At 42.1% G+C, this 26,944-nt stretch carries 29 protein-coding genes; 9 read left to right on the top strand and 20 right to left on the bottom strand.

The genetic code is table 11. The features are described from left to right. Positions 1-7 precede the first annotated feature (7 nt). The gene (locus JOC54_RS18860) at positions 8-1,291 is read right to left on the bottom strand and encodes an HD domain-containing protein (protein WP_204468278.1); all 1,284 of its coding nucleotides are present in this window, start codon (positions 1,289-1,291) and stop codon (positions 8-10) included. 143 nt (positions 1,292-1,434) lie between these two features. After that, on the bottom strand, positions 1,435-2,688 hold the full coding sequence (locus JOC54_RS18855; RefSeq protein WP_204468275.1) for a dicarboxylate/amino acid:cation symporter: 1,254 nt from the start codon (positions 2,686-2,688) through the stop codon (positions 1,435-1,437). A gap of 211 nt (positions 2,689-2,899) precedes the next feature. On the opposite strand from JOC54_RS18855, the gene JOC54_RS18850 reads away from it, so the two are divergent. Next, entirely contained in the window at positions 2,900-3,727 is an 828-nt protein-coding gene (locus JOC54_RS18850) for a lipoate--protein ligase family protein (RefSeq protein ID WP_204468273.1), read from the top strand. A gap of 36 nt (positions 3,728-3,763) precedes the next feature. On the opposite strand, the gene pta is transcribed toward JOC54_RS18850, so the two are convergent. Further along, positions 3,764-4,756, bottom strand: coding sequence for a phosphate acetyltransferase (gene pta / locus JOC54_RS18845; protein ID WP_035419024.1), 993 nt, complete (start codon positions 4,754-4,756; stop codon positions 3,764-3,766). A 198-nt stretch (positions 4,757-4,954) separates the two neighbouring features. Here pta and JOC54_RS18840 point away from each other — a divergent pair, with 198 nt between their 5' ends. Then, positions 4,955-5,704: an enoyl-CoA hydratase/isomerase family protein gene (locus JOC54_RS18840; RefSeq protein ID WP_035419023.1), complete on the top strand. Its 750-nt coding sequence runs from the start codon at positions 4,955-4,957 to the stop codon at positions 5,702-5,704. Between the two features lie 73 nt (positions 5,705-5,777). After that, a complete protein-coding gene (hemQ, locus tag JOC54_RS18835; protein ID WP_035419020.1) occupies positions 5,778-6,527 on the top strand; it encodes a hydrogen peroxide-dependent heme synthase in 750 nt (249 codons plus the stop codon). A 28-nt stretch (positions 6,528-6,555) separates the two neighbouring features. Here the strand turns inward: hemQ and yidC are convergent, their stop codons facing one another. The 7 genes from yidC to JOC54_RS18800 all read right to left on the bottom strand — a co-directional run bounded on the left by yidC (position 6,556) and on the right by JOC54_RS18800 (position 11,877). Then, positions 6,556-7,350: a membrane protein insertase YidC gene (yidC, locus tag JOC54_RS18830; RefSeq protein ID WP_204468270.1), complete on the bottom strand. Its 795-nt coding sequence runs from the start codon at positions 7,348-7,350 to the stop codon at positions 6,556-6,558. A gap of 41 nt (positions 7,351-7,391) precedes the next feature. Further along, entirely contained in the window at positions 7,392-7,652 is a 261-nt protein-coding gene (locus JOC54_RS18825) for a hypothetical protein (protein ID WP_204468268.1), read from the bottom strand. 87 nt (positions 7,653-7,739) lie between these two features. After that, a complete protein-coding gene (locus tag JOC54_RS18820; RefSeq protein ID WP_204468265.1) occupies positions 7,740-8,990 on the bottom strand; it encodes an ABC transporter permease in 1,251 nt (416 codons plus the stop codon). Continuing rightward, positions 8,983-9,885 (bottom strand): ABC transporter ATP-binding protein, encoded by a 903-nt coding sequence (locus JOC54_RS18815; RefSeq protein WP_035440774.1) that lies wholly within the window; start codon positions 9,883-9,885, stop codon positions 8,983-8,985. Before JOC54_RS18815 ends, JOC54_RS18820 begins: the two co-directional genes overlap by 8 nt. Beyond that, complete coding sequence (locus JOC54_RS18810) at positions 9,869-10,747, bottom strand: ATP-binding cassette domain-containing protein (protein WP_204468263.1); 879 nt, start codon at positions 10,745-10,747, stop codon at positions 9,869-9,871. Before JOC54_RS18810 ends, JOC54_RS18815 begins: the two co-directional genes overlap by 17 nt. A gap of 1 nt (position 10,748) precedes the next feature. After that, the gene (locus JOC54_RS18805; RefSeq protein WP_204468261.1) at positions 10,749-11,141 is read right to left on the bottom strand and encodes a GntR family transcriptional regulator; all 393 of its coding nucleotides are present in this window, start codon (positions 11,139-11,141) and stop codon (positions 10,749-10,751) included. Then, the gene (locus JOC54_RS18800; protein WP_204468259.1) at positions 11,134-11,877 is read right to left on the bottom strand and encodes a hypothetical protein; all 744 of its coding nucleotides are present in this window, start codon (positions 11,875-11,877) and stop codon (positions 11,134-11,136) included. Before JOC54_RS18800 ends, JOC54_RS18805 begins: the two co-directional genes overlap by 8 nt. Positions 11,878-12,076: 199 nt before the next feature. Here JOC54_RS18800 and JOC54_RS18795 point away from each other — a divergent pair, with 199 nt between their 5' ends. Both JOC54_RS18795 and gerQ read left to right on the top strand, forming a co-directional pair. Further along, the gene (locus JOC54_RS18795; RefSeq protein ID WP_035419009.1) at positions 12,077-12,508 is read left to right on the top strand and encodes a cell wall hydrolase; all 432 of its coding nucleotides are present in this window, start codon (positions 12,077-12,079) and stop codon (positions 12,506-12,508) included. 18 nt (positions 12,509-12,526) lie between these two features. Next, on the top strand, positions 12,527-13,042 hold the full coding sequence (gene gerQ / locus JOC54_RS18790; protein WP_035419007.1) for a spore coat protein GerQ: 516 nt from the start codon (positions 12,527-12,529) through the stop codon (positions 13,040-13,042). A gap of 35 nt (positions 13,043-13,077) precedes the next feature. Here gerQ and JOC54_RS18785 read toward each other — a convergent pair whose 3' ends face one another. After that, entirely contained in the window at positions 13,078-13,452 is a 375-nt protein-coding gene (locus JOC54_RS18785; protein WP_035419005.1) for a DUF423 domain-containing protein, read from the bottom strand. Positions 13,453-13,572: 120 nt separating this feature from the next. On the opposite strand from JOC54_RS18785, the gene JOC54_RS18780 reads away from it, so the two are divergent. Continuing rightward, a complete protein-coding gene (locus JOC54_RS18780) occupies positions 13,573-14,178 on the top strand; it encodes a GNAT family N-acetyltransferase (RefSeq protein WP_204468256.1) in 606 nt (201 codons plus the stop codon). A gap of 239 nt (positions 14,179-14,417) precedes the next feature. Here JOC54_RS18780 and JOC54_RS18775 read toward each other — a convergent pair whose 3' ends face one another. The 4 genes from JOC54_RS18775 to JOC54_RS18760 form a co-directional block, all read right to left on the bottom strand. After that, the gene (locus JOC54_RS18775) at positions 14,418-14,708 is read right to left on the bottom strand and encodes a DUF5327 family protein (RefSeq protein ID WP_204468254.1); all 291 of its coding nucleotides are present in this window, start codon (positions 14,706-14,708) and stop codon (positions 14,418-14,420) included. Between the two features lie 70 nt (positions 14,709-14,778). Further along, positions 14,779-15,489: an exonuclease domain-containing protein gene (locus JOC54_RS18770; protein WP_235194518.1), complete on the bottom strand. Its 711-nt coding sequence runs from the start codon at positions 15,487-15,489 to the stop codon at positions 14,779-14,781. Then, positions 15,482-16,378 (bottom strand): DUF294 nucleotidyltransferase-like domain-containing protein, encoded by an 897-nt coding sequence (locus JOC54_RS18765; RefSeq protein ID WP_204468252.1) that lies wholly within the window; start codon positions 16,376-16,378, stop codon positions 15,482-15,484. The genes JOC54_RS18770 and JOC54_RS18765 overlap by 8 nt, the downstream gene beginning before the upstream one ends. A 2-nt stretch (positions 16,379-16,380) precedes the next feature. Next, on the bottom strand, positions 16,381-17,628 hold the full coding sequence (locus JOC54_RS18760) for an ammonium transporter (protein ID WP_035419114.1): 1,248 nt from the start codon (positions 17,626-17,628) through the stop codon (positions 16,381-16,383). 211 nt (positions 17,629-17,839) lie between these two features. On the opposite strand from JOC54_RS18760, the gene JOC54_RS18755 reads away from it, so the two are divergent. Next, entirely contained in the window at positions 17,840-18,484 is a 645-nt protein-coding gene (locus JOC54_RS18755) for a spore coat protein (protein ID WP_239586830.1), read from the top strand. Between the two features lie 36 nt (positions 18,485-18,520). On the opposite strand, the gene JOC54_RS18750 is transcribed toward JOC54_RS18755, so the two are convergent. The 4 genes from JOC54_RS18750 to JOC54_RS18735 form a co-directional block, all read right to left on the bottom strand. Continuing rightward, positions 18,521-19,546 (bottom strand): AbrB family transcriptional regulator, encoded by a 1,026-nt coding sequence (locus tag JOC54_RS18750; RefSeq protein WP_239586829.1) that lies wholly within the window; start codon positions 19,544-19,546, stop codon positions 18,521-18,523. Further along, positions 19,539-20,240 carry a uracil-DNA glycosylase gene (locus JOC54_RS18745; RefSeq protein WP_204468247.1) on the bottom strand — a complete coding sequence of 234 codons (702 nt, stop codon included), beginning with the start codon at positions 20,238-20,240 and terminating at the stop codon, positions 19,539-19,541. The genes JOC54_RS18750 and JOC54_RS18745 overlap by 8 nt, the downstream gene beginning before the upstream one ends. Positions 20,241-20,340: 100 nt before the next feature. Further along, entirely contained in the window at positions 20,341-21,702 is a 1,362-nt protein-coding gene (locus tag JOC54_RS18740; protein ID WP_204468245.1) for a YjiH family protein, read from the bottom strand. A gap of 92 nt (positions 21,703-21,794) precedes the next feature. After that, positions 21,795-23,414 (bottom strand): methyl-accepting chemotaxis protein, encoded by a 1,620-nt coding sequence (locus tag JOC54_RS18735; protein WP_204468243.1) that lies wholly within the window; start codon positions 23,412-23,414, stop codon positions 21,795-21,797. Between the two features lie 132 nt (positions 23,415-23,546). On the opposite strand from JOC54_RS18735, the gene pdxK reads away from it, so the two are divergent. Further along, positions 23,547-24,356, top strand: coding sequence for a pyridoxine/pyridoxal/pyridoxamine kinase (gene pdxK, locus JOC54_RS18730; protein WP_054794502.1), 810 nt, complete (start codon positions 23,547-23,549; stop codon positions 24,354-24,356). Positions 24,357-24,367: 11 nt separating this feature from the next. Here pdxK and hutH read toward each other — a convergent pair whose 3' ends face one another. Next, positions 24,368-25,882 (bottom strand): histidine ammonia-lyase, encoded by a 1,515-nt coding sequence (gene hutH / locus JOC54_RS18725; RefSeq protein WP_204468240.1) that lies wholly within the window; start codon positions 25,880-25,882, stop codon positions 24,368-24,370. 229 nt (positions 25,883-26,111) lie between these two features. Here hutH and JOC54_RS18720 point away from each other — a divergent pair, with 229 nt between their 5' ends. Next, positions 26,112-26,936 carry a hypothetical protein gene (locus JOC54_RS18720; RefSeq protein ID WP_204468238.1) on the top strand — a complete coding sequence of 275 codons (825 nt, stop codon included), beginning with the start codon at positions 26,112-26,114 and terminating at the stop codon, positions 26,934-26,936. Positions 26,937-26,944 lie beyond the last annotated feature (8 nt).

The following is a 26,944-nucleotide window of genomic DNA, read 5'->3' as shown; positions in this document are numbered from 1 at the left end:
TCCTTCCTTACCAGCCGATAATGGAGCGAATTTCGCTCTTAATTTGAGGATCGATCTGGTCATTTATGATAAGGTCAATTGGAAAGTACAATTTGTGATCGGTTCGTTTTTTACCTGAAATTGAATCAACAACGTCCGATTGACTGGATAACTCCTTTAAGCTTCCATCAGGCAACAATAATTGGATCGGAATACGTTCGTCCTCACCCGGGCGATAAACATCATACGGCAGATCAGAAGAAGAATCCATCACAAGATAGTAATCAGGATCAATGTTTGCTTGGGCGAACAGCTGCGTCAGTCTGCTCCAATCATAAATCCGTTCTTTTGGATGAAATTCAGCGTAATCAAACAAACGTCGGTTTAAAAAGCGATCACATAGATCGGCTAAAATTGGATCTGTCTCTTCTTGCCAGCATTGAAAATAGAATTGCATAACGGATTCATCAAGACGCAAATAGTCTTGCAGCGTCATTTCCCCAGAGAAGATAGAGTGAAAATGAATCGGCTCTTGCTTAAACGAATAGTTGCCCTCTGTTAATGCTTTTACTCGCTTTAAGATCTTGCTTAAAATGACCTCAGAGCTTCGCGTCACTGGATGAAAGTACACTTGCCAATACATTTGATAACGACTCATTATGTAATCTTCTACCGCGTGCATTCCACTCGCTTTCACAACGACTTGATCTTCTGTTGGTCGCATGACGCGCAAGATGCGCTCTAAATCAAATTGACCATAGCTAACGCCCGTATAATAGGCATCACGCAATAAATAATCCATGCGATCGGCATCAATTTGACTGGAAATCATGCTCGTTACCAATTTATTAGCCGACGTTTTTTCAATCACATCGGCGACTGCTTGAGGGTATGTGGGATCAACTTGTATCAATACTTGATTCACTTCTGTTTTCCCAAGAATAATTTTCCGTGTCCACTCTTCGTGATCAGTATCAAATACTTTCTCAAAGGAATGGGAAAATGGGCCGTGCCCAATATCATGTAGCAGCGACGCGGTTAACGCTAAAAGCCGATCTTCCTCGCGCCAGTGCACTTTGCCTGAGAACGTTGTTGTGAGTCGCCTCATAATTTCATACACACCAAGCGAATGGTTAAAGCGCGAATGCTCCGCGCCGTGAAACGTCAGCGATGTTGTTCCTAGTTGACGTACTCGTCTTAATCGTTGAAATTCCTTTGTTCCAATCAAATCCCAAATGAGTTGATCACGGACATGAATATACCGATGGACAGGGTCCTTAAATACTTTTTCTTCTTTAAGTTCTTTGTTCAAATTTCCGTCCCCCCTATCCTCTTTTTTCTTTTATTATATCCGTCAGTTCTCTGCAACAAAAGCATCTTTTCTAATTGAAAAAGAAAAACCTGAATGAAGCAAGCTGTGCTGACACAACTCCCTCACTCAGGTTTATTCGTTTATTAAGACGCTTCAGTAGCGTTTCCGTTTTCGTCGATCGCGCCACGCTTCTTTTCGCTGCGGTCAACAATTACAGCAAGAACCGCGTCACCTGTGATGTTAACAGATGTACGCATCATATCTAAAATACGGTCTACCCCGATAATTAAGCCAATCGCTTCTGCTGGCAAGCCAACAGAGGCTAGCACCATCGCAAGCATAATCATTCCAACACCAGGTACACCAGCCGTGCCAATACTTGCTAAGGTCGCTGTTAACACAATAACAAGCATCGCTGAAAGTGAAAGATCTTGCCCGTAAACTTGAGCAATAAATACAGTCGCAACGGCTTGCATGATTCCGGTACCGTCCATGTTGATCGTTGCTCCAAGCGGCTGCACAAAACCAGATACCTGCTTAGAAACACCTAAGTTTTCCTGTGCTGACTTCATTGATAATGGTAGGACAGCATTTGAACTCGACAAGCTGAAAGCCATCGTAATTGCCGGAGCAAATCCTTTAAAGAAGGTAAGTGGGTTCATTCTTCCTAAGAACCACACGATTAAACTGTAGACAACAAACATATGGAAAAACAGAACCCCTACTACAGTCAGCATATAGGCTAGTAAGTCTCCAACTGCGCCCCATCCAGCTTCACCTAGAGCAGAAGCAATTAAAGCAAACGCCCCGATTGGCGCAAATCCCATTACGAAGGTTACAATTTTCATCATAATGTCATTTGCTTGTGTAAAGAAGGATTTCACAGTAGTCACTTTGTCACCTAATACAGCCATTGCCAGTCCTACAAAAATTGCAAATGCAATGATTTGCAGCATCTCCATATTAGCCATAGCTTGAATCGGATTCTCAGGAATGATGTTTACTAATGTATCCATCACCGGAACAGCTTCAGGTGGTTGATATTCTTCAGCAACACCTTCACCAAGTAAGTTCGGTGTTCCTGGCTGTATAACTAAAGCCGCAGCGATACCTAATGTTAACGATATGGCAGATGTTGCTAAAAAGAACGCAATGGTTTTCATACCCATTCGGCCTAATTGTTTTGGACTTCCTAAGTCAGAAACCCCTACAACCAAGGAAAGAAATACAAGTGGTACAACAACCATCATAATTAATCTTAAAAAGATTGAACCCGCTGGATCAAGAACATATTGATTAAGCCAATCAAATCCTTCTTGATAAACAGCGGGCATGGTGAGACCTAAAGCGGCTCCCAAAAATAGTCCTATTAAAATCTTAATCGTCAGTTTATTCATCTAATTTCCCCCAATCTTCTACAAGCAATAGTGTTCAATCGTTCAATCGTTTCCCTCTATAATGTTCTCTCTTTTAAGGCGATCTTGTTAATCGCTTTCTTTGTAAAACTTTTTTCAGTATAACGGTTGAATCGCATTTGCGCAACTTCCTTTTTATAGGAACGATTCTTTCATGGTATACTAGCATTAATTAGGTGAAGGGAAGGATTTCATGGTTTTTCAGTCTGCATCTGGCACATTCGAACAATGCCGAATGGTTGATAATAGTACGAATTACATGGGCGAAAGTGCACTCCGTTCGTTTGCATATGATGATATGCTTTGCACAATTGCTGGTAAGAAAAATCAATCTGCATTACGCTTTTGGGTACACAATGATACAATTGTCCTTGGTACACAAGACACGAGATTGACATATATTCAGGAGGCATTTACTTTTTTACAAAAGCAACACATTGACGTTGTTGTTCGCAATTCCGGTGGACTTGCTGTTTATCTTGATAAAGGTGTATTAAACATCTCGCTGATCTTTCCTGGTGAAGCAACGTTCTCAATTAATGAAGGCTATGAGCGGATGGTGTCTCTTATTCGCCATATGTTTCCCCAGGTGCAAATTGATACAGGTGAAATTATCGGCTCTTACTGTCCAGGAAGCTATGATTTAAGCATTGGCGGCAAGAAATTCGCAGGAATTTCCCAAAGGCGGATTCGAAACGGCATTGCTGTCCAAATTTATTTATGCGTTACTGGAAGTGGTTCAGCAAGAGCCATTGCTGTAAAGAATATGTATAAAATAGCCGTGCAAGACAGTGAACCAAAGTTTGACTACCCACAAATTGAACCAGTGGTAATGGCTTCTTTAAATGAACTTCTAAATGAAAATTATACCGTTGCGCAAATTATTGAACGAGCTAAAACTAGTGCAAATGCCCTTAATTTACACTTATATGAAGATCCTCTTTCTGCTGAAGAAGAATTGCTTTATGAAGCTCAGCTTGAGCGAGTGGTCGATCGACATAACCGCTGTTTGCGTCCATAAAAAAAGCGTTCGGGAAATCCCGAACGCTTTCATCTATTATACATGTGCCGCTTTTTGCGTAATGGCCTGCATGGCAGTGATGAGACTTAATTTGTAGACATCATCAACGTTACACCCACGGGACAAATCATTTACAGGCTTGTTTAAACCTTGAAGGATTGGCCCAATCGCATCGTACCCACCAAGACGCTGGGCAATCTTATAACCCAAGTTCCCAGACTCAAGACTTGGGAAAATAAATACGTTTGCTTCTCCTTTTAATGGAGAATCTGGCGCCTTTTTCTGAGCGACAGCTGGAACAAACGCTGCATCAAATTGGAATTCGCCGTCAATAACAAGATCTGGACGGCTTTCTTGTGCAAGCTTTGTCGCTGCGGAAACTTTTTGCGTTTCCTGTGAAGATGCAGAGCCAAGCGTTGAAAAACTTAACATCGCAACTTTAGGATCAATCCCAAATAATTTAGCTGTATCAGCCGTTGCGGTTGCAATCTCAGCAAGCTCTTCTTCATTTGGAGAAATGTTAATTGCGCAATCTCCGAAAACAAATTTCTTGTCCTCTTTCACCATAACAAACACACCAGATGTACGCTTAATGCCTGGTTGCGTTTTAATGATTTGCAAGGCAGGGCGTACCGTATCACCTGTTGAATGAGCAGCACCACTTACAAGACCATCTGCTTTTTCCATATAAACAAGCATCGTTCCAAAATAGTTAACATCCATTAACAGCTTGCGCGCCGACTCTTCTGTTTCTTTTCCTTTACGACGCTCAACAAAAGCCTCAACCATCTCATCTAAATGGGAATAGGTTTTCGGATCAATAATCGTTAAATCGGCAATAATTAAATTCAATTTATCTGCAAGAGACGCAATCTCGTCTTTATTTCCAATCACAATTGGTTCAACTACTTGGTCTGTTAAAAGCTTAACCGCCGCTTCCAACACCCGCTCATCTGTGCCCTCAGGCAAAACAATGCTTGGCTTAAGTGACCCTACCTGCTGTTTAATGTCAGCAAATAAATCGCTCACGTTTAAAAACCCCCTTATTTTATTTCAATCTACCTCTATTTTAGGATACCCTTGTTTAATAAAAAAGGAAACCGACTTACGTAAAGCGTCAATTTTAAAAATAGACATTTAGATTGCGCTTACATTCAAAAAGAGGGTATTTGTCATTCTTTAGCGAATGATTTAAGGTAGAATGAATGAAAAAATCAGGAGGATCTTATGAATACAGAAGTTGTTACCTTACATGTAGAAAACGATGTTGCGACGATTACACTAAACCGCCCCGAAGTAAAAAATGCCTTAAACCAAGAGGCGCACGAACAGCTTTATGATGCATTTGAAGAAGCAGATGAACGAAAAGATGTAAAGGTCATTGTCTTAACCGGTAGCGGAGATGCATTCTGTTCAGGGGCTGATTTAAAAGCAGTCGATCTTAATGATATTGAGAATTTTAATTATGGCCGCGTCCTAAGAGAAACGTACAATCGGTTGATCACATTAATGTCACATATTGGCAAGCCAATTATTGCATCTATTAACGGAATTGCTGTTGGCGCCGGATTAAGCATTGCCCTCGCCTGTGATTATCGAGTAGCTAATAAAGAAGCGGTCTTTGGACTTGGATTTTTAAAGATTGGGCTTGTACCAGATGCTGGAGCATCTTACTTCCTGCCAAGACTCGTCGGTTATCCAACCGCGCTTGAGCTTGCGCTAAAGGACACATTTGACGTAAATGAAGCTAAATCAATTGGGTTAATCAATAGCATCGGGGAGTTAGATACGTATGTCGAGCGTTGCAAAAAACTCCCACCTACAGCGTACCGTTTAATGAAAGAAAATTTCAGAGAAAGTTTTGACCACCATTTAGCTGAGGTATTAGAACGTGAAGTTACAGCACAAAGAGAAGCAAGTGAATCCAAAGAACACCGCATGGCGCTTGCTCATTTTGTGAATAAAAAAAGTCGTTAATTTGTTCATTTAAAAAATGGTATCCTCATGTGGTATAGTTGAAGTAGATTAATGCTATTTAGGAGGGTGTCACATGAACGAAGCAGCAAAAACGCTTGATGGTTGGTATGTTTTACATGATTTCCGTAAGATTGATTGGACCTCTTGGAAGACGGTACCTTCAGAAGAACGGGAACAAATGATAAATGAATTTACTGCCCTACTTGATAACTGGAATCAAACCGAATCAGAAGGAAAAGGAAGCCATGCGCTTTATTCAATCGTTGGGCAAAAAGCGGACTTAATGATTATGGTTCTACGTCCAACAATGGAAGAATTAAACGTGATTGAGCTTGCGCTCGATAAATCAGGTTTAGCTAGCTACACCATTCCAACTTATTCGTACGTCTCAGTTGTCGAACTTAGCAATTACTTAGCTGGCGACTCCAATGAAGATCCATATCAAAATCCACATGTACGTTCACGCTTATACCCACAGCTCCCGCGTTGGAAGCATGTCTGCTTTTATCCGATGGACAAGCGCAGACAAGGTGAAGACAATTGGTATATGCTGCCGATGGATCAGCGCAAAGACTTGATGCGCAGTCACGGTATGATTGGTCGAGGCTATGCTGGAATTGTAAAACAAATCATCTCTGGCTCTGTCGGATTTGATGATTGGGAATGGGGCGTGACGTTATTCTCAGATGACGTGCTGCAGTTTAAAAAGCTTGTTTATGAAATGCGCTTTGATGAAGTTTCTGCACGTTATGGCGAATTTGGCTCGTTCTACGTCGGAAATATTCTTGAAAAAGAACAGCTTGCTCATTACTTTTACGTATAAAAAAAAGCGCCCTTGGGCGCTTTTTTTCTTATGCTCGATCTTCTTTAACATCTTCCTTCGTCATGTTCGGTCTGACAATAATGAAGTACGTTTGAATAATCATGAAGATATTACCGATAACCCAGTAAAGGGCTAGTGCAGAAGGTAAAGTTAATCCGGCGATGATAATCATCACTGGTAAAATCCACAGCATAATGCTCATTGGATTTGGCATTCCTTCACCTAATGGGTTTGCAGGCATTTGGCTCATTGACATCTTGAACTGAATAAACGTCGTTAAACCAGCGATGAACGGTAGAACATAATCGACTTCGCCTAAGTTAAACCATAGAAAATCACTTTCAGGTCCCATACCAATTGCTTCCGTGCGCATGATCGCAAAGTATAAAGCCATAACAATTGGGATTTGAACAATGGCAGGTAAACAACCCGCAGCAGGATTAACGCCATTCTTTTGGTAAAGCCCGATCATCTCAGCTTGTACTTCTCTTTGCTTTTCAGGGTTACCCGCAGCAGCTTTCATACGCTCTTGGATCTCCTGCATTTGTGGACGTAACGCCTGCATCGCTCGCGAGCTTTTCTGTGATTTTAACGCAAGTGGCAAGATTAGCAGTCGAATTAAAATCGTGACAATAACAATTCCCCAACCAAAATGACCCCCGGTTAAATCAGAAAACCATTGAATTAAAAAAGACATTGGGTATACAAAAAACGAATTCCAGAACCCTTCAGATTCTGCGGTAATTGGCTCGTTTACTCCACAGGCAGCTAATACAAGCGCCATCATCAGTAAACTAGCCGTCAGTAACACTCTTCTTTTCATCTTTTATCTGTTCCTCCTTTGTTGTCTCTAGCTGAATCTCCTTAGACAACAAAGAACAGGTCATCATCATCTTGGCAGCTTTTATCGCGGAAATATGGAATCTTTGGTCTGACTCGAATAAAAACGGGTGAAAGAGGCATTAACTTCAAACGCCCTGTCGTATCAGTGTTTCGTACCGTCCGGTTCATTTTCACATGAATTCGATGGAGTCGAATGTTTTCATATGCTAAACAAGCCATGATCGGAACAAGTAAACCAACACTTAACCAAAGAAGCGTCAATTCCATAAAAATATCAAGCATCCCTCTTTCACCTCCCATCATCCCGCTTCACAATATTTCCATCTTACCACACTCGTCTACCAAGAACAAACCTGTTTAAAAGGATCTTTATTTTTCTTTTTTCGATAAAACAAGTGCCTGTTTAATCCCATTTTTAAAGGAGAATTTTCCGTGCATTAACACGCCACCTTTATAGACTCGTGCGGCGACAAGGTTCACAATTACTGCACTAATAGCCAGAATCACTAATAGTAATGCGATTTCCCACACTTCAATTGTGCCAGAACCAATACGCAGCACAATCAACTGTGGTGTAAAGAATGGGATGTATGAGGCTACTTTAACAAACGCTGCTTCAGCATTGCTCATTCCAAATGTGACAATAAAGAATCCAATCATCGCCAGATAAATCAAAGGCTGTACCGCTTGTTGCACATCTTCTGTTCGACTTACTAGTGCACCAAGCATTGCTGCAATACCACCGAATAAGAAGTAGCCGAGAAACAGTACAATGAGTCCATAGCCGATTAAGGTTATATCAATGAAATCACTTGATAAAAAGTCCGATATCGTATTGCCACCTACATAGATTCCAATTATACCTGCAACTAGTATCGTTACAATATTTATAAATGCGGTCAAGCCAATCCCGGTTAATTTGGCAAACATCTGCACAATCGGGTTGACGCTTGAAACAATTAACTCCATTACGCGTGACGATTTCTCTGTTGCGACTTCCGTAGCGATCATCGTGCTGTACGTAATGATGATAAAGAACAGTACGTATGCAACTGCGAATACAGTTATATTCGCTTCAATCCCCATACCTGCTGACTCAGTTGCTTCTCCGTCTTCAAGAGACATCTGCTCAAAACCAATCGGTTGATACACCGCTGCAAGCTGAGCTTCATCAATATCCAGTTCACTCGTCATATAGCCTTCTTTTAAGCGTTGGACCTCTTGCTGGACATCCATCGCCATGCCATTGTTTTCTCCATAAAACGTCGCATTAAGTGTTTCCGTTGTTCCGGTTAACTGAACAACGCCATCATATTCGCCATCTCTAGCTTCTTCGATTACCGTATCCAAAGGTTGATTAATAAGCTGATAAATGTATGCTTCTTCATCCTCTGGTGGCGCTGCTAACGCCTCGGCAATTTCTGTTGCGCCATCAGATTCATCTACGACTGCTATATTTTGCGTTGAGCCTTCATCATCTCCAGAAAAAAGATCAATAATCGTACCGATATTAACAATTCCTATAATCAAAACCATTGTTATAATTGTAGAGATAACAAAAGACTTTGTTTTTAAACGGCTTGATGCGGTATGACCAACAATCGTCCAGAAATTATTCATTTGCGTCCCCTCCTACCTTGTCAATAAAGATGTCATGCAAGCTTGGTTCTTCTACTTCAAACTTACGTACAAAACCTTTTTCGGCTAGTTCTTGAAAAATGATTTTCGCTTTCTCTTCATTTTCCACCTGAACCGTTACACCATTTTTTGCCTCCGTAAACTTATCAACATGTGGACTGTTTTTAAGAAATGTTAAATCAAAATCAGCGCGAATGGACACAGACTTCATGCCATAACTACGTTTAATCTCGTTCAAATTACCGTGCAGAACCGCCTTACCTCGTTTTAGCATCATAATGTCTTCACACATTTCTTCTACATTACGCATTTGGTGACTGGAGAAGACAATTGTTGTTTGCTGCTCTTGTAAATAACGAACGGCAGCTTTCAGCATGTCAGAATTGACTGGGTCTAGCCCGCTAAAAGGTTCATCAAGAATTAATAATTCAGGCTTATGTAAAACAGCCGCAATGAACTGGATCTTCTGCTGGTTTCCTTTTGATAACTCTTCTACTTTCTTCGTTTCATACTCCTCTACTTTAAAGCGGGCCAGCCAAAACTTCATTTCTTCAATAATGGCGTTTTTCTTCATGCCCTTTAATTTCCCTAAATAAATAAGCTGATCACGAACGGTTAATTTAGGATACAAGCCTCTTTCTTCCGGCAAATAACCAATTAAGTTTGTATATTTATAGGAAAGTCTATTTCCATTCCACTTTACGTCCCCTTCAGTTGGATCAAGCAGACCTAAAATCATTCGAAAGGTCGTTGTTTTTCCTGCTCCGTTTGCTCCTAACATGCCAAACATTGAGCCTTTTTCTACCTGAAGTGATATTCCGTCAACTGCGTGGTGCTGCCCGAACTTCTTTTTTACATCATTAATAATGAGCGTCATTTATTTCCTCTCCTTCTTTTAATAACATTCTTAGAATTTCTGCCATTTTCATCGGTTGAATCAGCGTCACATTTAGTTGCTTCTCGAGGAGCGCTAACTCTGTTTTCTCACGGTCTTCTGAAAGGATTTCTACTTGAGGTCCTCTCTCAAATACGGAATGAACGCCTTCAAGGTTTCGTACCTGCTCAATTGATTCATTCGTCCAAAAACGAGCATAGCGTGAGAGCAACTCATCTTTTTCATACTTGCCAACAAGATGACCTGCGTTCATACAGATTATTTGATCAGCTAAATCCTTTATTTCATCCGGCACATGCGTTGCAAAAACAATCGATCTGATTGGATCTTCTTCTAAATAAGTAAGCCAGTCTTGCTGAAGCCGCTCCTGTGCATGGACATCGACTCCAGCCAATGGTTCATCCATGATTAACATTGTTGAGCTCCTTGATAATGCGAGAACTGCAAGCGCTTGACGCTGCATCCCACCCGACAGCTCCTCCACATCTTTATCAACTGGGAGATCGTATCGCTTAAGTAATGATTCGAACTTCTTCTGATCCCAATTCTTAAAGCCTACTTGATGAATTGCAGCAAGATGGCCGAGTGTATATTTCTCAAAACCCTTACTCGACTGAGGGATAAATGCTATTTTCTCGCGCCAGTTCGTTTCCTCTCTTTGAAAACGGGATATTGAACCTTGATCAGGTTGAATAAGGCCTGAAATCAGCCGTAATAGTGAGCTTTTTCCTGAACCATTTGAACCGACTAAAGCGGTAACGATGCCTGGTTCGACCGTTAACGTTAATGGACCAACGGAAAAGGTGGAATCAATTTTCTTCTCCACTTCAGAACAAACAATCATCTCAGTTCCCTCCTTGCCTTAGTAGTTTGAGAAACATTGCCTCAAGCTCTTCTGTCGTAAAGCCGTAGCGAAAACCGCTCTCAATTGCCTGTTTCAGTCCGCTCTCTACTGCCTCTTCTTTTTGTTTTGTTTGGTCAGTTTGCGCCATTTCATTCACAAAGGTTCCTTTACCTTGAACGGTCTTAATGTATCCCTTTTGTTCAAGGTTTTGATAAGAGCGCCTCGTTGTAATCACACTGCAAGAAAGAGACGTTGCTAGTTTGCGGATCGATGGCAATGCCGTTCCTGGTGGTAAATTCCCACTGATAATTAATGTTTTTATCTGGGCCTCGATTTGGTCGTAAATTGGTGTTCTGCTCATATCATCAATTGTAATTGGCAGTAAACTAGACATAATAATCAACCTTTGCAAAGGTTCGTTCCAAGTACTTGATGCTGACTCGGACCCCGGCAATCAAAAGAACAGCGAGAATAACCACAGTCATAAGAGGCATCGACACAATGCCTTCAAGGAAAATTCCAAAAAACCATAAATCAGTCAACCAGCCGATTAAAGCAAATACTGCTATAAAGGGCAACAATGCCATTAAAAAAATGCCCATATCCCGATGCCTATATTGGCGTGATTCTGGCTCTGAAATAACAAATAAAAGACCGCTAAAACTTGATAACAGGAGCCAACCTATTGCTGAATAAACGAGCGTCTCTAACCCAATAGTCGAGATTGTTCCATCAATTATCATCGTTACTGCAGCAACCGCGTAAGCGAATCCATTAAATAGAAGAACAAAAAGCAACATGCTCAATAATCGGTTCCACGCTTTTTCTTTATGCGCCAACGGCATTAACTGCAGCAGTATATAAATATCTGGCACGACCATTTTTGCATGAGGATCTTTTGTGCGGTAGGCATCGCCACGAATAACCATGGTTGGATACATAAACCAAAGACAGAACATAAAAAAACCAACGAGGAAATGCAGTGATCTTTCCATTGCGTTCTCAAGGAGCATTGGCACGATAAGACCCATTGAAATCCCTGCTATACAGGCTGTTGCAAGCAAGTAGATCCAGCGTTTTAATGGCATGTACGCTAATTCAACCTTCATTAAATGCCAGCCCTTTTTCATCTGTTCACCTCACCTCCACTGTTCATGTGTTTATATCTATATACACAGTAACACACTACTTAAACTGATTTCAACAAATTGTTTAAATTCTTTTTTTTGCATAACTTCTTTATTTCTTCATATGATTAAACGAACCTGTGTGGTTGCACACGCTTCCGAACTTGGTAAATAGTCAGTCGATCTTTGTGGAGGTGGAAGAATGGCAGTCATTAAAGCATCATCGAGTGATATTGATGTACTTGCTCGTCTAATGCGTGCTGAAGCTGAGGGTGAAGGCGAAGAAGGCATGTTAATGGCAGGCAACGTCATGGTTAATCGAACACGAGTCAGATGTCTAGACTTTGCAAACGTAAATTCTATCCCTGATATGGCTTTTCAGTCACCAGGAGGATTTGAAGCCGTTCAAAAAAGCTATTTTTATCAACGTGCTCGTGAAAGAGATAGACGATTAGCTCGCCGAGTTGTAAACGGTGAACGATTGCATCCAGCTGAGTTTTCATTATGGTTTTTCCGCCCAGACGGTCCTTGTCCAGCAGAGTGGTGGGGCCAGTGGAATACAGGACGCTACAAAGCGCATTGTTTTTATCAACCAACGCCAGCAGAATGTGAGGAAGTTTTTAATACCTACTAGATGTAAGGAGAGGTGTACATGTACCCGAATCAATGGCAAGACGGACGGCAGCAGCAAGGATACGGTCAACAAATGCAAGGCTATGGACAAATGAGCGGGGAGCAGAACTACGGACAGCAAATGCAGCAACCTCAATATTCACAGCAGCCTCAGGGACAACAAGGTTATTTCTCTTCACAGAACTATGGCGTACCTGGTTTTGTTCAGCAACAAACACCTACATCTGTGCAAGGATCAGATATGAGCATGTTGCCGATTGAACAATCCTTCATCGAGAACATTCTTCGCTTAAACAGAGGGAAATTCGTTACCGTTCATCAAACGTTTGAAGGAAACAGCGAATGGAACGCCCGTGTCTTTCGCGGACGCATAGAAGAAGCCGGCCGCGACCATATTATTTTAGGAAATCCTGAAACAGGTGAACATTACTTATTGCTAATGGTTAATTTGGATTTTGTTACATTTGATGAGCCCATTGATTATACGTATCATTATGGATCTGAACCAAGCTTGTCCCAATACTCACCACGATAAAAAAAGCTTGAGCATTGTGCTCAAGCTTTTTTGCATTAGAGATGACGAACAGCAGCAATTCCAAGTAATACCCAGCCAACAATAAAGGCTAGTCCACCAATCGGCGTAATTGCTCCTAGCTTCGTGATACCCGTTAAAGCCATAACGTATAGACTACCTGAAAACAGCACAATTCCGAGGATGAATGCCCAGCCCGCTCCTTGCAAAAGTCCGCTAGCACCCATCTTCACTGCTAAAATTGCCGTTGCCACTAAACCTAACCCATGAATCATATGATATTGAACACCCGTTTGATAATTCTTCATCATTCGTTCACTTAGTCGACTCTCTAGGCCGTGGGCACCAAAAGCACCAATTGCGACGGCTAAAGCCATTATAATGGAACCTAATAAGAGAAATAGTTTTGCCATTTTTCTTCACCTTCTTCTCATCAATGCCTCTACTATAGCATATGTAAAACCAGATATTCGACTCTCTTATTTCAGACATGCTATCCTACTTATAAAAGTAACCAGAAGGAGGTCAGTCTCATGATTACCATTCGACCTTATACTCTTGCAGATTATGATGGCTTGTTGCAGGTACAGAAAGAAGCCTTCCCACCTCCTTTTCCACCGGAACTTTGGTGGAGCCAAGAAGAAATTGCTTCCCATGTTAAAACGTTTCCGACAGGCGCTCTCTTAGCAGAATGGAATGGTGAAGTTGTCGGTTCCGCTACATCTCTCTTGGTCAATCATGCGGATCAGCCCCACACTTGGGCAGAAGTGAGTGACAATGGCTTGATTGCAGGAACGCATGATCCAACGGGAAAAACCCTTTATGGAATTGACCTATGCGTCCGTCCTTCTGTACGCAAACAAGGTGTAGCTAAAGCGTTTTATGATGCCCGTAAACAAACGGTGCGTGATTTAAAGCTAGACCGCTACGCGACCGTCTGTCGTATCCCCGGTTACCACATCGTCGCCCACACCTACACGCCAGAACAATATGTCGAGCTTGTGCAGACGGGCAAGTTAACTGACCCCGTCCTTACATTCATGTTCAAACAAGGACTGCAAGCAAAGCACGTACAGCCTAATTATGTTGAAGACAATGAATCACATAATAACGGTGTGTTTGTTGAATGGCGCCCCTAAGGAAAGAGGCTGTCCCAATCAAGATCATCATTAAGATCTTGATCGGGACAGCCCTTTTTTGTATTAAAATCACTTTTCACTAATTGTACTTGGTAAAAAAGCTCACAGCACCTACCTGAGAATGACCAGATTAGAACAAACACCTATTCTGAGAAGTGAAAGGTAGGTTGAAAAATTAAAAAAGTGCAGAAGGATGAATGAACATCTTCGACACTTTTTGTGAAATTGAACAGCCCTAATTAAAAATCAAGCAGATTTCGCTTGTCGTCACCATCGTCATTTCCAGTTGTTGGTGCGATCGGCTGCTGCTTTGGCGGTGTTAGTGTCGGCAGCGGTTGCTGCACTGCGTAGGAAGCAGGCATCTCTTGTTTCTTTACCTCGCCAGCATTTGCTGTAATAAGCTGACAGTAGCTTTCAATGATTAACGCCGCTTCTTTCGCACGCGCGACATCGTCCTGTTCAGCAGAGCGACGCAGATTCTCTATTTGGCGTTCCATTTGCGTGATTAAATCTTCTACTTTAATAAGCACAAGTGCTCCTCCTTCCGGATACCTGCTTATCATAGCATGAATTGATTTAAAAAATGAAACAGAGATCTACCTATTTTCTCGTCGCAAGCTCCTTGTAGATATCAGCTAAACAAGTAAATCCACTGTGTTCCGCCATTGTAATGTGCTTTGTCCATAAGTTCGCCGTCATCCGCGCATCTGCAAGCGCGTGATGGCGGTGGCTCATCGGAATTTCATATTCGGCGCACCACTCATCCAACGTCTCGAAATGTTCCAGATGCTGGGCCGTGATCGAAGTTAGAAATGACGTATCAACAAGACGATGCGTAAACGTCCGCCCGAGCTCCTGCCAGGTAAGATGCCGCATAAACGCTCGTTCGTGCGCGGCATGGTGAGCCACGAGGGTCGCTGACTTTGCAAATTCATAAAAAGCCAGCAGAACTTCAGAAATCGATGCAGATTGATTTAACTCTCTCATCGTCAAGCCCGTTAAATCTAAAATAGCTTGACTCGGTTCCTTCTTCGGCTTCACTGTATGATAAAAGTGTTCATCGTGAACCTCAGATCCAGTCACTTTAACGGCCCCAATCGAAAGAATACTGTCGCCTTGATCAGGGTTAAAGCCACTTGTCTCTAAATCAAACACAACGATTGGCAACTTTTGAAACGGGACATTCAACACATCACGCTGCGCTTCTTTTTGATAAAAGCGAAGTCTCGCCATATCGCTTGCGCTTGGTGCTTGATATGAGGAATCCATTGTGGTTAAGCGTGCTGAGAGCTGACGCATAAAGTTAAACATGTTCATCAACTACTTTTTCAACATGGTCGTACAGTCTTCTTCCTTCAATAACCCACTGCTTTACCTGTTTTTGCTCTTCTTTTGAAAGAAACTTGGGGTTTAAGTGTGCGAAGGCTTGATATTCTGTCTGCCAGTTCAGCCGCGCTTCCAGTAGCGCAGAAAATGAGTTAATCATTGTAGTGTCTAGATGATTTGAGCAAGCTTTCATTCGTTCAAGTGTTGATGATTCAAGCCTTTTCTCCGCCAATGCGAGCAAACGCATGCCATTAACATAAGGAAACAAGATCTGTTCTTTTATATGAAGTGTTCCTTGATTTGACCCATGCTTTTTTACAAGAAGTTTTCCAAAAATGTTCATTGCAAGTGGCACCCTCCCTGTGTTTTCTGCAAAGCGAGACAGGAGCCTGGGATTCTCATCAATCGCCATGAAAATCGCTTTTTTTAACTCATCTAAATAAGCCGCTTCTCCGTAAATGACCCTACCATCAAAAAAGGTAAGCAAGTGGCGGATGTGTTCGAATGTATCCTGATTAAGCCAATCAGATAGTTGCGCTTCCCACTGTTTATTCGTTTTGCACCATCTTACTTCTGAGGCCATTACCCCACCCGAACACCGTTCGTATCCTGCTTGCTCCATTCGAATAACGATCTGCTGTCCAAGTTTACGAAAATATGGGAGCTGATCGTCGCTGCAATGACAGATCAATCCATGATCTTGATCCGTCGCATGCAGCTGCTCCTTTCTTCCTGCACTACCCATCAAAAAAAACGCAAAGGGAGCTGGGATGTCCCCTAGCTCCGCAATCGTTTGCTTTACAGCTTGATTTACGGCATTCAGCCGTTTTTGTTCATGCTGTTCAAGCTTATCGTTTATTGCATTCAAATCCATCATCAAGATCCTGTTTTACTATGTGATGATTGGACGTTTTCCGGATAACCATACGAACCATGCTCGCTCATATCAAGACCTAAAATCTCCTCTTCCTCCGTTACTCGGAGCGTGCCACCAACAAGACCTTTTGTTACTAACAGAAGTAAGTATGAGGCAACAAAAGCGAACAATGCGCATACAACAACGCTTAATGCTTGAACGCCTAATTGCTCAAAACCGCCACCGTAGAAAAGTCCGGCGCTTCCACTTCCGTTATAAGCAGCAAGCTCTGGTGTTGCAAACAGTCCGTTTGATAACGTCCCCCAAATACCCGCGATGCCATGCACGCTTAAAGCAAAAATCGGGTCATCAATTTTTAATTTATCAAACATTTTCATACTCACGACAACGATGAGTCCACCAATTACACCAATCACGACGGCTGCCCACGGTTCTACAAACGCACAAGATGCTGTAATGGCAACCAAACCTGCTAAAGCACCGTTTAATGTTGTCGGCACATCAGCTTTGCCATTGATTGCCCAAACTAAGAATAAAGCAGCAATTGTTCCAGCACCTGCAGCAAGCTGTGTATTTAAAGCAACATAACCAAAGAATGCATCTGCAACCCCACCTGTTGATCCAGCATTAAACCCAAACCAACCAACCCAAAGGATTAGCACACCTAGCGCCGTAAATACTTGGTTATGACCGGATAAATCATTCACTTGTCCGTTTTTACCGTATTTACCTAAACGAGGCTTCAGCATAATGGTCGCTGCTAATGCGGCCATTGCACCTGTTAAATGGACAACGGTTGAACCAGCGAAATCTTGTTTTCCTAAGCCTGCTAACCAACCATCATCAGACCAAATCCAATGCGCAACAAGCGGATAAACAAAAGCGGAGAATAGAACGGCAAAGATCGCATAAGCTGCTAATTTACCACGTTCAGCAAATCCCCCAAAAGCAATCGTTAAAGCAATCGCTGCAAACGTTAATTGGAAAAAGAAATCAACAGACCCATATCCATCTGCAAAATCACCATAAAAGAAATTAGAAAGACCAATAATCGGATTTCCATCTCCATAAATAAAACCATAACCAACTGCCCAGAAGACAAGTGATGCAATCCCAACTGTAAACACCGTTTTACCGGCAATGTGCCCGGCGTTCTTCATTCTTGTTGAACCAGCCTCTAACAAAATAAATCCACCTTGCATGAGTAAAACGAGTATTGCAGCAACCGTTAACCACAGATTATCCATTAAGATGATTCCTTCTTCCAAGTGCGTCTCCCCCTCACACGATATCTAGCTATAACGGTTATTATAGACCGATGTCGGAATTGTTCCATAAATACGTCAGTTTATCTGACATGGTTTTTTGGGTAAATTCTCTAGCATAGTTTCCCTAAGTGATGCCTACACTAATTCTGGGTTGTGAGCCCGTTACTATTCGTGAAGGGATCGTGATTAAATGAATCAACAAGGGATGCAGCAGCAAGGGACAATAAATTCTCAGCAAGTCATGCCAAAAATAAATCATGGCGGTCATGATTTATTTGATAGCCACGAAATCATTGCTGGAATGATAAATGTTCTTGATCAGTTCATGATTTTTCGAACGTTTATTAAAGATCAAGAATTGCTCGCCTTACTTGATCGTCAGTATTCATTCATTGAAAGTCAGTACAACGTGCTTGCTGAAGCCTTTTCAACTGGGCAAAAACCAAGTGAATCTACTGGCGTTTACAAAATGAAGCTTTCGCACGATGTCCAGTTTGGCATTACACCTTCCCAACCAAAAAAGCCAAACCGCTCAATGGCCGACGTAAAAGAAGCAGGACTCTCTGCCCACATGCTCGGTTTAATTAAAGGACAGGCTTCCTTAATGGGAATGGCAGCTTCAGAGATTACAAACCCAATTGTTCGTCGAATTGTTGCTGATACGGTACCTAATTTCATTGAGCTTGCTTATGAAATTTTCCTTTATCAGAACAAGCACCAATACTATCAAGTACCTCAGCTAAAAGATTCGGATGCACAAGCAATGACAAGTGCGTATCAATCTGTTAAAAGCCAACCGGTAACGATGCCGCAACCTAAAGCACCGATTCAATAAGAAAAAGCAGCTATGCCGAGTTGGCGTAGCTGCTTTTTATATTGGTTTTTTCGCGAACCAACGGATTAAAAAGGGTAAGGCTAGAAATAACGCAAGCACACGTAACATTTGCAAGGTTGCTACAACGGTTGCATCCATTTGCAAGGTCGCAGCAGTTGAGGCCATTTCTGCCGCTCCAGCAGGGACAATCGCCAAAAGCGTCGTATAAAATGGCAGTGGACTTAAAAGAAAGAACGTGAAAGCCAAGCCTAGACTCATGAGGATATAAAGTGCCAGTGTCAGCATACTCGGTTTCCCAATTCGTTTTAATTCGTGCAGTGTTTTTCGATCAAAACGCATGCCGATCACAGAGCCAATTAATACTTGGGCTACTCCCATGACAATACTTGGCATACTGTAAGCAGGAACGACCCACTGGTGTACCGCAAACCCAAATATGATGGCTATAAACATTGGTGCGCCGGGAAAGGTTAGAAAACGACTTAAGCCAAACACGAACAGCGCAAGTAGAAAAGCGATTCCGACTAAAATGAAATCCCATGAGAGCGCCTGCTCAGGAACAACAAGGTCAATTGCTGAAGTTTGCGCACCGAGCCCCACAATAAGCGGGACAGAAAATACAAATAGCGTAATTCTTGCCGTATGAAAAGCTGCAACAATGCGCTGATCAGCCTGATACCTTTCACTAAGAGCAATGACCTCAGACGCGCCTCCTGGAAGACAACAGAAAAAAGCTGTGTTCCCACTTAGTCCCGTCCATTTCCCGAATAACTTTCCGAGGGCGATGCCGCCAACCAACGTCAGCGTTAATGTCAGAATAAACGCAGGCAGCAAGGTTCGATACGCCCACACTTCTTCTGGTACAACCATGAACCCAATGACAACACCAACAAGGGCTAGGGACAGCGTAAATAATTCACTTCTAAAGATCAATTTTTCTATATAAAAAGACCAAATCATGCCTGTCATTAACGCTCCAAGTAACCATCCTGCAGGCAGACCAATCGCTTGCATAACCCAGCCGACCACGAACGAAGACGCAAAGAATAACAGTTTACTCATCATCTGAAGCCGATAAGTCCGCTTTGAAAGGGAGCTGCCATTGGATTGGCTCTACGCCTCTTCCTTCCAACCACTGATTAATGTTTGAATAAGGACGACTACCTAAAAATCCACGATGAGCTGAAAATGGACTTGGGTGCGCCGACTGAATAACAAGATGTTTCTGCGTATCAATTAGTGACACTTTTTTCTGAGCATGCTTTCCCCATAAAACAAAAGCAATTGGCTCTTCACGCGCATTGAGTTGCTTAATAACTTCATTCGTAAGCAGCTCCCACCCCTTACCTTGATGAGAACCAGGCTGTTTTTTTCGAACTGTCAGAACGGTATTCAATAAAAGCACACCTTGATCTGCCCAAGCTTGTAAGTAACCATGATCAACTGGAGGAAAACCCAGATCAGCTTCTAATTCTTTATACATATTTCGCAGCGAGGGCGGGGTTGTAATATGCGGCTGAACAGAAAAGCTCAAGCCATGTGCTTGATTCGGACCATGATAAGGGTCCTGTCCTAAAATGACGACTTTTACATCTTCGTAAGCGGTTGAATGCAACGCATTAAAAATCGCATCCATCTCAGGATAGATCACTTCATTCTGATACTCTTCCTTTAAAAATGCTCGTAGCTCTTGATAATAGGGTTTTTCAAATTCTTCTCCAATGATTTCCTGCCAGTCATTATGCAAAATAGACATACGGCACACTCCTCCTCTGTCTCTCTTTTTTAATCATACGCCTCTAATTGCTTACTGACAAACAGAAAAAAGAACCGGCTAAGATGCCGATTCTTCCTGTTTACAACAGTATATGAGCCATTAACACGATAATTGGCAACGTAATAATCGTCCGAATCACAAAAACAAGAACTGCATCTAAGAACGTAAACGGTATCTTTGAGGCAATTAATACGCCACCTGTTTCAGACATGTAAATAAGTTGAGATACGGACAAAGCCGCAATAATAAACAACGTTAATTCTGTGGTAATTCCTAATGAATCGGCAATAATTGCTGGGAGTAACATATCCGCAAAGCCAATCAACAAGGTTTGACTTGCTGCGGCCGCTTCTGGAACGTTCATTAGTTCTAAGATTGGTACAAACGGTACAGCAAGCCATTCAAACACAGGCGTAAACGTCGCTACACCTGCCGCCAATGTACCAATGGCCATGACAACTGGTAAGACACCAAACCATAGATCAAACACATTCTTCAAACCGCTTTTAATGTTGTCTCCATTTTTAAAGCTATCTTCCGCCCGCGTTACCGCTTGAACAAAACCACTTGAGAAAGGTTGCTTCACCTTCGGCTCTTCTCTTCCTTCACTTCCATCAATATACTTGGTAGACTTCAAGCTAAGTGGTGGAATACGTGGCGTAATAACAGCAGCGATAAATCCAGCTACAAACAAGGTTAAAAAGAACTGCCAAAACAAATGTGTAATATCAAGCATCGCTAAAATTGTAATGCTGAATGTAATCGAGACAACTGAAAATGCTGAAGCAACAATCGAAGCTTCTCTAGCTGTATATTTTCCCGACTCGTATTGCTGGTTTGACATCATGATCCCAACTGTCCCATCACCAACCCATGAGGCGATTGAGTCAATCGATGCACGCCCTGGTAAACGGAATAACGGACGCATAATGTTTTTTAAGAGTGAACCGAAAAACTCCATTAAGCCAAAATTCAGCAGTAACGGTAGCAGTAGTCCAGCAAATAAGAAGATCGTAAATAAGAACGGAAGTAAATCAGCTAATAGAAGACTGCCTGTATCTCCTGAAACAATAAATTCAGGACCGAATCCAAAATATGCCATGAATCCGAAGATCGCTCCAACGATACGAACCACAATCCAGATAGGTGTTGTTGCAAAAATATCAAACCAAAACGAGCTTTTCTCAGACTGATTGCCTTTACTGGCAGTAGCAATAATCGATAACACGGCCGATATAGCCATCACAATTGCTACAGTGAGAATAAGTCCATTCTCTGGAACGACGTCCATTACCGTATCTGCAGCAAATTTAACCGGCAGCTGCACGGTCGAATTCCCATCGCCATCAACTGACGGAAGTGGCGTCATGAATAAAAAGATTCCGATTAAAGATGGTATTAAAAATAATAATGTATTTTTTATTGTAATGTCCCTTTTCATTTGTAAATCCCCCGAACGGATAAGTATAAGATATAATGAATCATTATACATGCATTTATCATCTTACGCTATGGAAATTTTTAAAAGGGTTCCTATTCCTCTTCCATTTTTTCTTCTTTTAAGTTAAATGTCTGAGCTGCAACCTGTAAATGCTGCGCAGTCTCTTCTATTCTTAGGATATGCTCAACCACTTCTCGCATAACCAATAGTTGTTCACTTGCTGCAAGTGCAGCTTTCTTCGTTTGTTCGCCACTTTCCTCACTCGCTTCTTTCAAATCAGAAATAAGCACCGTTAAATCAAGCGTGCTTCCAGCAATCGATTGCGTTGCATTCGAAACAATATAGATTTCTTGATTAAGCTTTTCAACCGCTTCTTGGATTTGTTCAAAGACGGCACGCATCTCTTCCATCGCATTTTTTCCGGCAAGAATACCAGCCTCTCCTGTTTTCATTTCTGCTGACACGCTTAGAACATCTGCTTGCACGGACCGAATCATTTGATCGACTCGGTTTGCGGCCTGTTCAGATTCGGCGGCAAGCTTGCGGACTTGATCTGCGACAACAGCAAACCCTCGCCCGTGTTCACCCGCATGTTCTGCTTCAATCGCAGCGTTAAGCGCAAGTAAGTTCGTTTGCTTAGAAATGCCACTTAAACTATCGACAGCTTGTAGCATCTCATGAGAGCGTCCGCTTAATTGATTGACAAAGGCAGATGCTCGATCTGTATTTGTTGCAATAATGTCCATTTGGTTCGAAGATTCGGTTACTCTTATTGTGCCATCATGAACAAGGGTATGAACGGCTTCGGTTGCGTCCTCAGCGGTAGAGAGGGCCAGTGTAATATGTTCAACTCGTTGAGCTAAATCATCTGTGGATTGAACGCTTTGCTGACTCGTTTTTATTTGTTTTGCGATCGCACTCTCAACAACTTTACTTGCAGACTCAATGTAGCTAGCATCCTTAATTGTTTTCTCTGCTTGATTTGTTAAATGAGCTGAAGTCGTTACAAGTCCATCTGAAGCAGCAGCTGTTTGTTCAAGTGATTTTTTTAATTCTGAAGTCATCCGATTAAAAGACTGTGTAAACAAACCAAACTCGTCATTCACATGAAGTCGCAATGGTTTTTTCGAAAAATCTCCATCGGCAATTTGGTTTGACCTGCGCAGGAGGCGTCTCAATGGAATCAAAACCATCCGCGCTTGCTGAATTGCAATTGCTAACCCAACGCCGATGGATACAACTAAAATCACCCAAGCTACTAGCATCTGGTTATTAATCATTGCACTTGCTTCTTCCATTTGCCCGATGCCATTCTCTAGTAGTGTTTGTTGTTCTAGCAAAATAGATCCACCAATCTCTCCTGCTTCAACTAATTGTGCATTCCATGCTACTCTTGCTGCATCAAGGTCGCCTTCGACAATTGCTGGTATAACTGCTGTTTCTAACTGAGTAACAAGCTCTGTCCATTCTTCAGGAACATCTGCTGGAATAGCGGGAGCTTCTCCGGAGATCAAAGCAGCAGCTACATTTGCTTCAATCTCATTCCAAATCTGCAACGATTCATTTTGTTGTTCAAATGTGTGATAAGATTCTGTTCCATTTTCATGAAGAACGTCCTTAACCGATCCTCCAAAAAACGAGACTGCTCCTACTAGGCAAAGCATTAAAACAGCAATGGCAACATAGCCACCAATCAATTTCTTCTGAATCATATTCTTCCTCCCTGCCTCTCTATCCTTTTTATCGGAAGAAGAGTAAGCGATTTCCACCTCAATCGCTTGCTTTAATGATTGCAAATCTTTTAGTATAATAAGCACAAGATAGATAAAAGGAGAGAGACGCATATGAAACGATACAAAGCATTAACAATTGCTGGTTCAGACACGAGTGGCGGTGCTGGCATTCAAGCAGATTTAAAAACGTTTCAAGAACTTGGTGTTTACGGTATGAACGCGTTAACGACAATCGTTGCGCAAAACCCATTTAAAAGCTGGGCGCATGAAGTATTTCCACAGGACCCGGCGATTGTTGAGAAACAAATTGACACGGTGTTAAAAGGAATTGGCGTTGATGCCGTAAAGACAGGCATGCTCGGTTCAATTGCGATTATTGAACTTGTTGCTAAAAAAGTGGACGAGTATGGTGTTGATCAGCTTGTTGTTGATCCAGTTATGGTATGCAAAGGTGCAGATGAAGCCTTAAATCCAGAAACAGATGCTTGCTTACGCGATGTGCTTGTACCAAAAGCCTTTGTGGTTACGCCTAATTTATTCGAAGCGACTCAGCTTTCAGGAGTAAAGATTGAATCTGTTGAAGATATGAAAACAGCAGCAAAAGCGATTCATGAACTTGGCGCGAAGCATGTTGTGATTAAAGGCGGGAGCAAGCTTGATTCAGCCAACGCCGTAGATGTTTGGTATAACGGTGAAACGTTTGAGTTGCTCGAATCCGCTGAGATTGACACGACGTATACGCACGGCGCTGGTTGTACGTTCGCTGCTTCCATTGCCGCTAACCTCGCTAAAGGAAAAGAAGTTGGCGAAGCAATTCATATTGCCAAAGACTTCGTCACCGCAGCGATTAAACACGGTAGCCGCTTAAACGAGTATGTCGGTTCCGTTGCCCATGGTGCCTACCACTTTGATTCTAAATAAAAGAAAGCCTCTCACGCGAGAGGCTTTTTTTGCTCAATGTGTTCGATATCAACATCATCGAGCCAACTATTCATTTTTTCAATATCTACATAAAACGCGCGGTCCTTTACAATCGAAGGGACAATAAGCCGCGCTTCTTGATAAAGTGATTGAGTTGCCTGCGCCATCTTCTCAAACCCACGGTATTCAACCGCCTGCATCGCACAAATCGCTTCTATTGCATACACTTGGCGCACATTGGCAATAACTTGCAGCGCATGCCTCGCTCCAATTGTGCCCATGCTGACGTGATCCTCTTGATTTGCCGAAGAGGGAATGGAATCGACGCTTGCAGGATGTGCGAGCGTTTTGTTTTCAGACACAAGCGCAGCCGCCACATACTGCATAATCATCGCGCCTGACTGCAATCCAGGACTGGCACTTAAGAACGGTGGTAAGTCATTTAATTGAGGATTAACGAGCCTTTCCGTCCGGCGCTCCGAGATATTCCCTAATTCTGCCACAGCAATGCTTAAGAAATCCATCGCTAACGCAATCGGCTGACCATGAAAATTTCCGCCGGAGATGACCTTATTGCCTTCATCAAAAATAAGTGGATTATCTGTTGCTGCATTCATTTCAATTAACAACTTTTCTTTAACGTATTTCAACGTTTGCCAGGTTGCTCCATGCACTTGGGGAATACAACGGAGTGAATAAGCATCTTGGACACGGATCTCTCCTTGCCTTGTAATTAGCTGACTTCCATCTAAGTGCGCACGTATTCTTGCAGCCGTTTCAATTTGTTCAGGGTACCCTCGGGCAATATGAATATCCTCATCGAATGCATCAATAATCCCATTTAAACCTTCCATTGTTAAGGCAGCAATCCATTCCGCTTGAAAAGCGAGTCGCTCTGCTTCCATATAAGCAACAGCTCCAGCTGCCGTCATTGCCTGCGTTCCATTTATTAACGCAAGCCCTTCTTTTGCTTGCAGTGTTAACGGAACTATCTCAAGCAGCTGAAAACAGCTAGCTGTTGACATACGTTGCCCCTTGTAAATCACATCCCCCTCGCCCATCAATGCCAACGCTAAATGAGCGAGGGGCGCTAGATCACCACTTGCTCCAAGCGATCCTTGTTGTGGAATACACGGGTAAATCTCTAAATTAACAAACTCCAATAGCTTCTCAATAACAACTAGCCGCACACCCGAATAGCCTTTTACAAGCGCATTCGCTCGAAGAAGGGTCATTGCTTTGGTGACACGCTCAGAAAACAACGGTCCGACTCCACAAGCATGTGACAAAATTAAGTTGCGTTGAAGTTCCTCTACGTTTTCAACATCAATCCGCACATCACTGAATTTACCGAAGCCCGTATTAATGCCATAGACTGTTCTACCTTCCTGAACAATCGTTTCAACCGCCCGCCTACTCTGATGTATGGTTTCGAGACAGGTTTGATCAATTTCTACTTTTTCTCCATTGTACAAAATTCGTTGAAGCTCTTTAAATGTCAACGAATCACCTGTTAATGCAATCATAGCTTCACCCCTCTATCTTACTAAAGTCCACAAAAAAAGAAGTTGTTGTTTGAAAAATAGCTTTTTCAAAACGAACAACCTCTTCGACTTATGTATGTTGTGGTACTTCTTTTTAGTTTTCAAACTTGCGGTCAAAAAAACCATCTCCATTTGCATGATTCTGATAACTATAGTGTATGCGCGCATGCTACAATTGTCAATGAAGTCTGCAAAAGGAGAAACCGACTAGATGAAGCGAAAACGCAAGCGAGGTATAAAACCAACAGGAAAAGTAACAACAGAATTTTTTTCATATGATTCCGCTATTATTATTGCAATGGCAACCGTCCTCGGCTACTTAGTTGCCTATCGCTTTCAAATGGGCCAGTTTTCTTATTACGGTATTGATGATGCACTGTTTGGACAAATTTATTTAAACCATATTATCATCGCTGTTACGGCGGTAACAGGCTTCTTAATTGCCGTTTACATTGTTCAAGTTGCCCTGCAATGGTTTTACAAACAGCTTTCACCTTTTTGGGAAGCCGTCGCTCGTAATCTCATTCCAAGCATCATTATTTACATCGCCACCGGCATTATTTTTGAATTTGAGTTATTCTATTATTTCGTTTTTCTCCTTATTCTTTATCGATTTATTATGCCTTTCTTCAGTAGAGATACGATTTCTTATCAAGAAACACTCTTAAGGCAAATTAAAAAAGAGGGTACGTTTAAGGAGTTGTTTCAGGCCCTTATCCCGGAAAGTATTCAAAAGCGTCAGTTAGAAAAACGGCTTTTGTATGTTCTCCTCATTTTTATACTGCTGCCACAGCTCGCTTCTTTTATCGGCAATCAAAGTATTCATTGGAAAAACGACTATTTAGTATTCTATCAAGAAGATGAGTTACACATCGTGCTAACAAGTACCGATAGCACACTAATCGCCGCTCCTTATAATGAAGAAGAAAATACATATCAGCCATCCTATCTAGTGGTCTCCTTTAACAATTATCAAGACTCACCATATACGTTTATACCGCACCAAGTCCCCTTTGCCCTAGAACAAGCACCTTAACAAAAAAG

This window comes from Shouchella xiaoxiensis (assembly GCF_016907895.1).
GTDB lineage: Bacteria > Bacillota > Bacilli > Bacillales > Bacillaceae_D > Shouchella > Shouchella xiaoxiensis.
This window is presented reverse-complemented; position numbering and strand designations above follow the sequence as displayed.

What these genes read in the sequence shown, in the direction of transcription:
- JOC54_RS18855 (WP_204468275.1), bottom strand. Translation starts at nt 2,688, where the DNA reads ATGAATAAACTGACGATTAAGATTTTAATAGGACTATTTTTGGGAGCC.
- JOC54_RS18850 (WP_204468273.1), top strand. Translation starts at nt 2,900, where the DNA reads ATGGTTTTTCAGTCTGCATCTGGCACATTCGAACAATGCCGAATGGTT.
- JOC54_RS18840 (WP_035419023.1), top strand. Translation starts at nt 4,955, where the DNA reads ATGAATACAGAAGTTGTTACCTTACATGTAGAAAACGATGTTGCGACG.
- hemQ (WP_035419020.1), top strand. Translation starts at nt 5,778, where the DNA reads ATGAACGAAGCAGCAAAAACGCTTGATGGTTGGTATGTTTTACATGAT.
- yidC (WP_204468270.1), bottom strand. Translation starts at nt 7,350, where the DNA reads ATGAAAAGAAGAGTGTTACTGACGGCTAGTTTACTGATGATGGCGCTT.
- JOC54_RS18825 (WP_204468268.1), bottom strand. Translation starts at nt 7,652, where the DNA reads ATGCTTGATATTTTTATGGAATTGACGCTTCTTTGGTTAAGTGTTGGT.
- JOC54_RS18820 (WP_204468265.1), bottom strand. Translation starts at nt 8,990, where the DNA reads ATGAATAATTTCTGGACGATTGTTGGTCATACCGCATCAAGCCGTTTA.
- JOC54_RS18815 (WP_035440774.1), bottom strand. Translation starts at nt 9,885, where the DNA reads ATGACGCTCATTATTAATGATGTAAAAAAGAAGTTCGGGCAGCACCAC.
- JOC54_RS18810 (WP_204468263.1), bottom strand. Translation starts at nt 10,747, where the DNA reads ATGATTGTTTGTTCTGAAGTGGAGAAGAAAATTGATTCCACCTTTTCC.
- JOC54_RS18805 (WP_204468261.1), bottom strand. Translation starts at nt 11,141, where the DNA reads ATGTCTAGTTTACTGCCAATTACAATTGATGATATGAGCAGAACACCA.
- JOC54_RS18800 (WP_204468259.1), bottom strand. Translation starts at nt 11,877, where the DNA reads ATGAAAAAGGGCTGGCATTTAATGAAGGTTGAATTAGCGTACATGCCA.
- JOC54_RS18795 (WP_035419009.1), top strand. Translation starts at nt 12,077, where the DNA reads ATGGCAGTCATTAAAGCATCATCGAGTGATATTGATGTACTTGCTCGT.
- gerQ (WP_035419007.1), top strand. Translation starts at nt 12,527, where the DNA reads ATGTACCCGAATCAATGGCAAGACGGACGGCAGCAGCAAGGATACGGT.
- JOC54_RS18785 (WP_035419005.1), bottom strand. Translation starts at nt 13,452, where the DNA reads ATGGCAAAACTATTTCTCTTATTAGGTTCCATTATAATGGCTTTAGCC.
- JOC54_RS18780 (WP_204468256.1), top strand. Translation starts at nt 13,573, where the DNA reads ATGATTACCATTCGACCTTATACTCTTGCAGATTATGATGGCTTGTTG.
- JOC54_RS18770 (WP_235194518.1), bottom strand. Translation starts at nt 15,489, where the DNA reads ATGTTTAACTTTATGCGTCAGCTCTCAGCACGCTTAACCACAATGGAT.
- JOC54_RS18765 (WP_204468252.1), bottom strand. Translation starts at nt 16,378, where the DNA reads ATGGATTTGAATGCAATAAACGATAAGCTTGAACAGCATGAACAAAAA.
- JOC54_RS18760 (WP_035419114.1), bottom strand. Translation starts at nt 17,628, where the DNA reads ATGGATAATCTGTGGTTAACGGTTGCTGCAATACTCGTTTTACTCATG.
- JOC54_RS18755 (WP_239586830.1), top strand. Translation starts at nt 17,840, where the DNA reads ATGAATCAACAAGGGATGCAGCAGCAAGGGACAATAAATTCTCAGCAA.
- JOC54_RS18750 (WP_239586829.1), bottom strand. Translation starts at nt 19,546, where the DNA reads ATGAGTAAACTGTTATTCTTTGCGTCTTCGTTCGTGGTCGGCTGGGTT.
- JOC54_RS18745 (WP_204468247.1), bottom strand. Translation starts at nt 20,240, where the DNA reads ATGTCTATTTTGCATAATGACTGGCAGGAAATCATTGGAGAAGAATTT.
- JOC54_RS18740 (WP_204468245.1), bottom strand. Translation starts at nt 21,702, where the DNA reads ATGAAAAGGGACATTACAATAAAAAATACATTATTATTTTTAATACCA.
- JOC54_RS18735 (WP_204468243.1), bottom strand. Translation starts at nt 23,414, where the DNA reads ATGATTCAGAAGAAATTGATTGGTGGCTATGTTGCCATTGCTGTTTTA.
- pdxK (WP_054794502.1), top strand. Translation starts at nt 23,547, where the DNA reads ATGAAACGATACAAAGCATTAACAATTGCTGGTTCAGACACGAGTGGC.
- hutH (WP_204468240.1), bottom strand. Translation starts at nt 25,882, where the DNA reads ATGATTGCATTAACAGGTGATTCGTTGACATTTAAAGAGCTTCAACGA.
- JOC54_RS18720 (WP_204468238.1), top strand. Translation starts at nt 26,112, where the DNA reads ATGAAGCGAAAACGCAAGCGAGGTATAAAACCAACAGGAAAAGTAACA.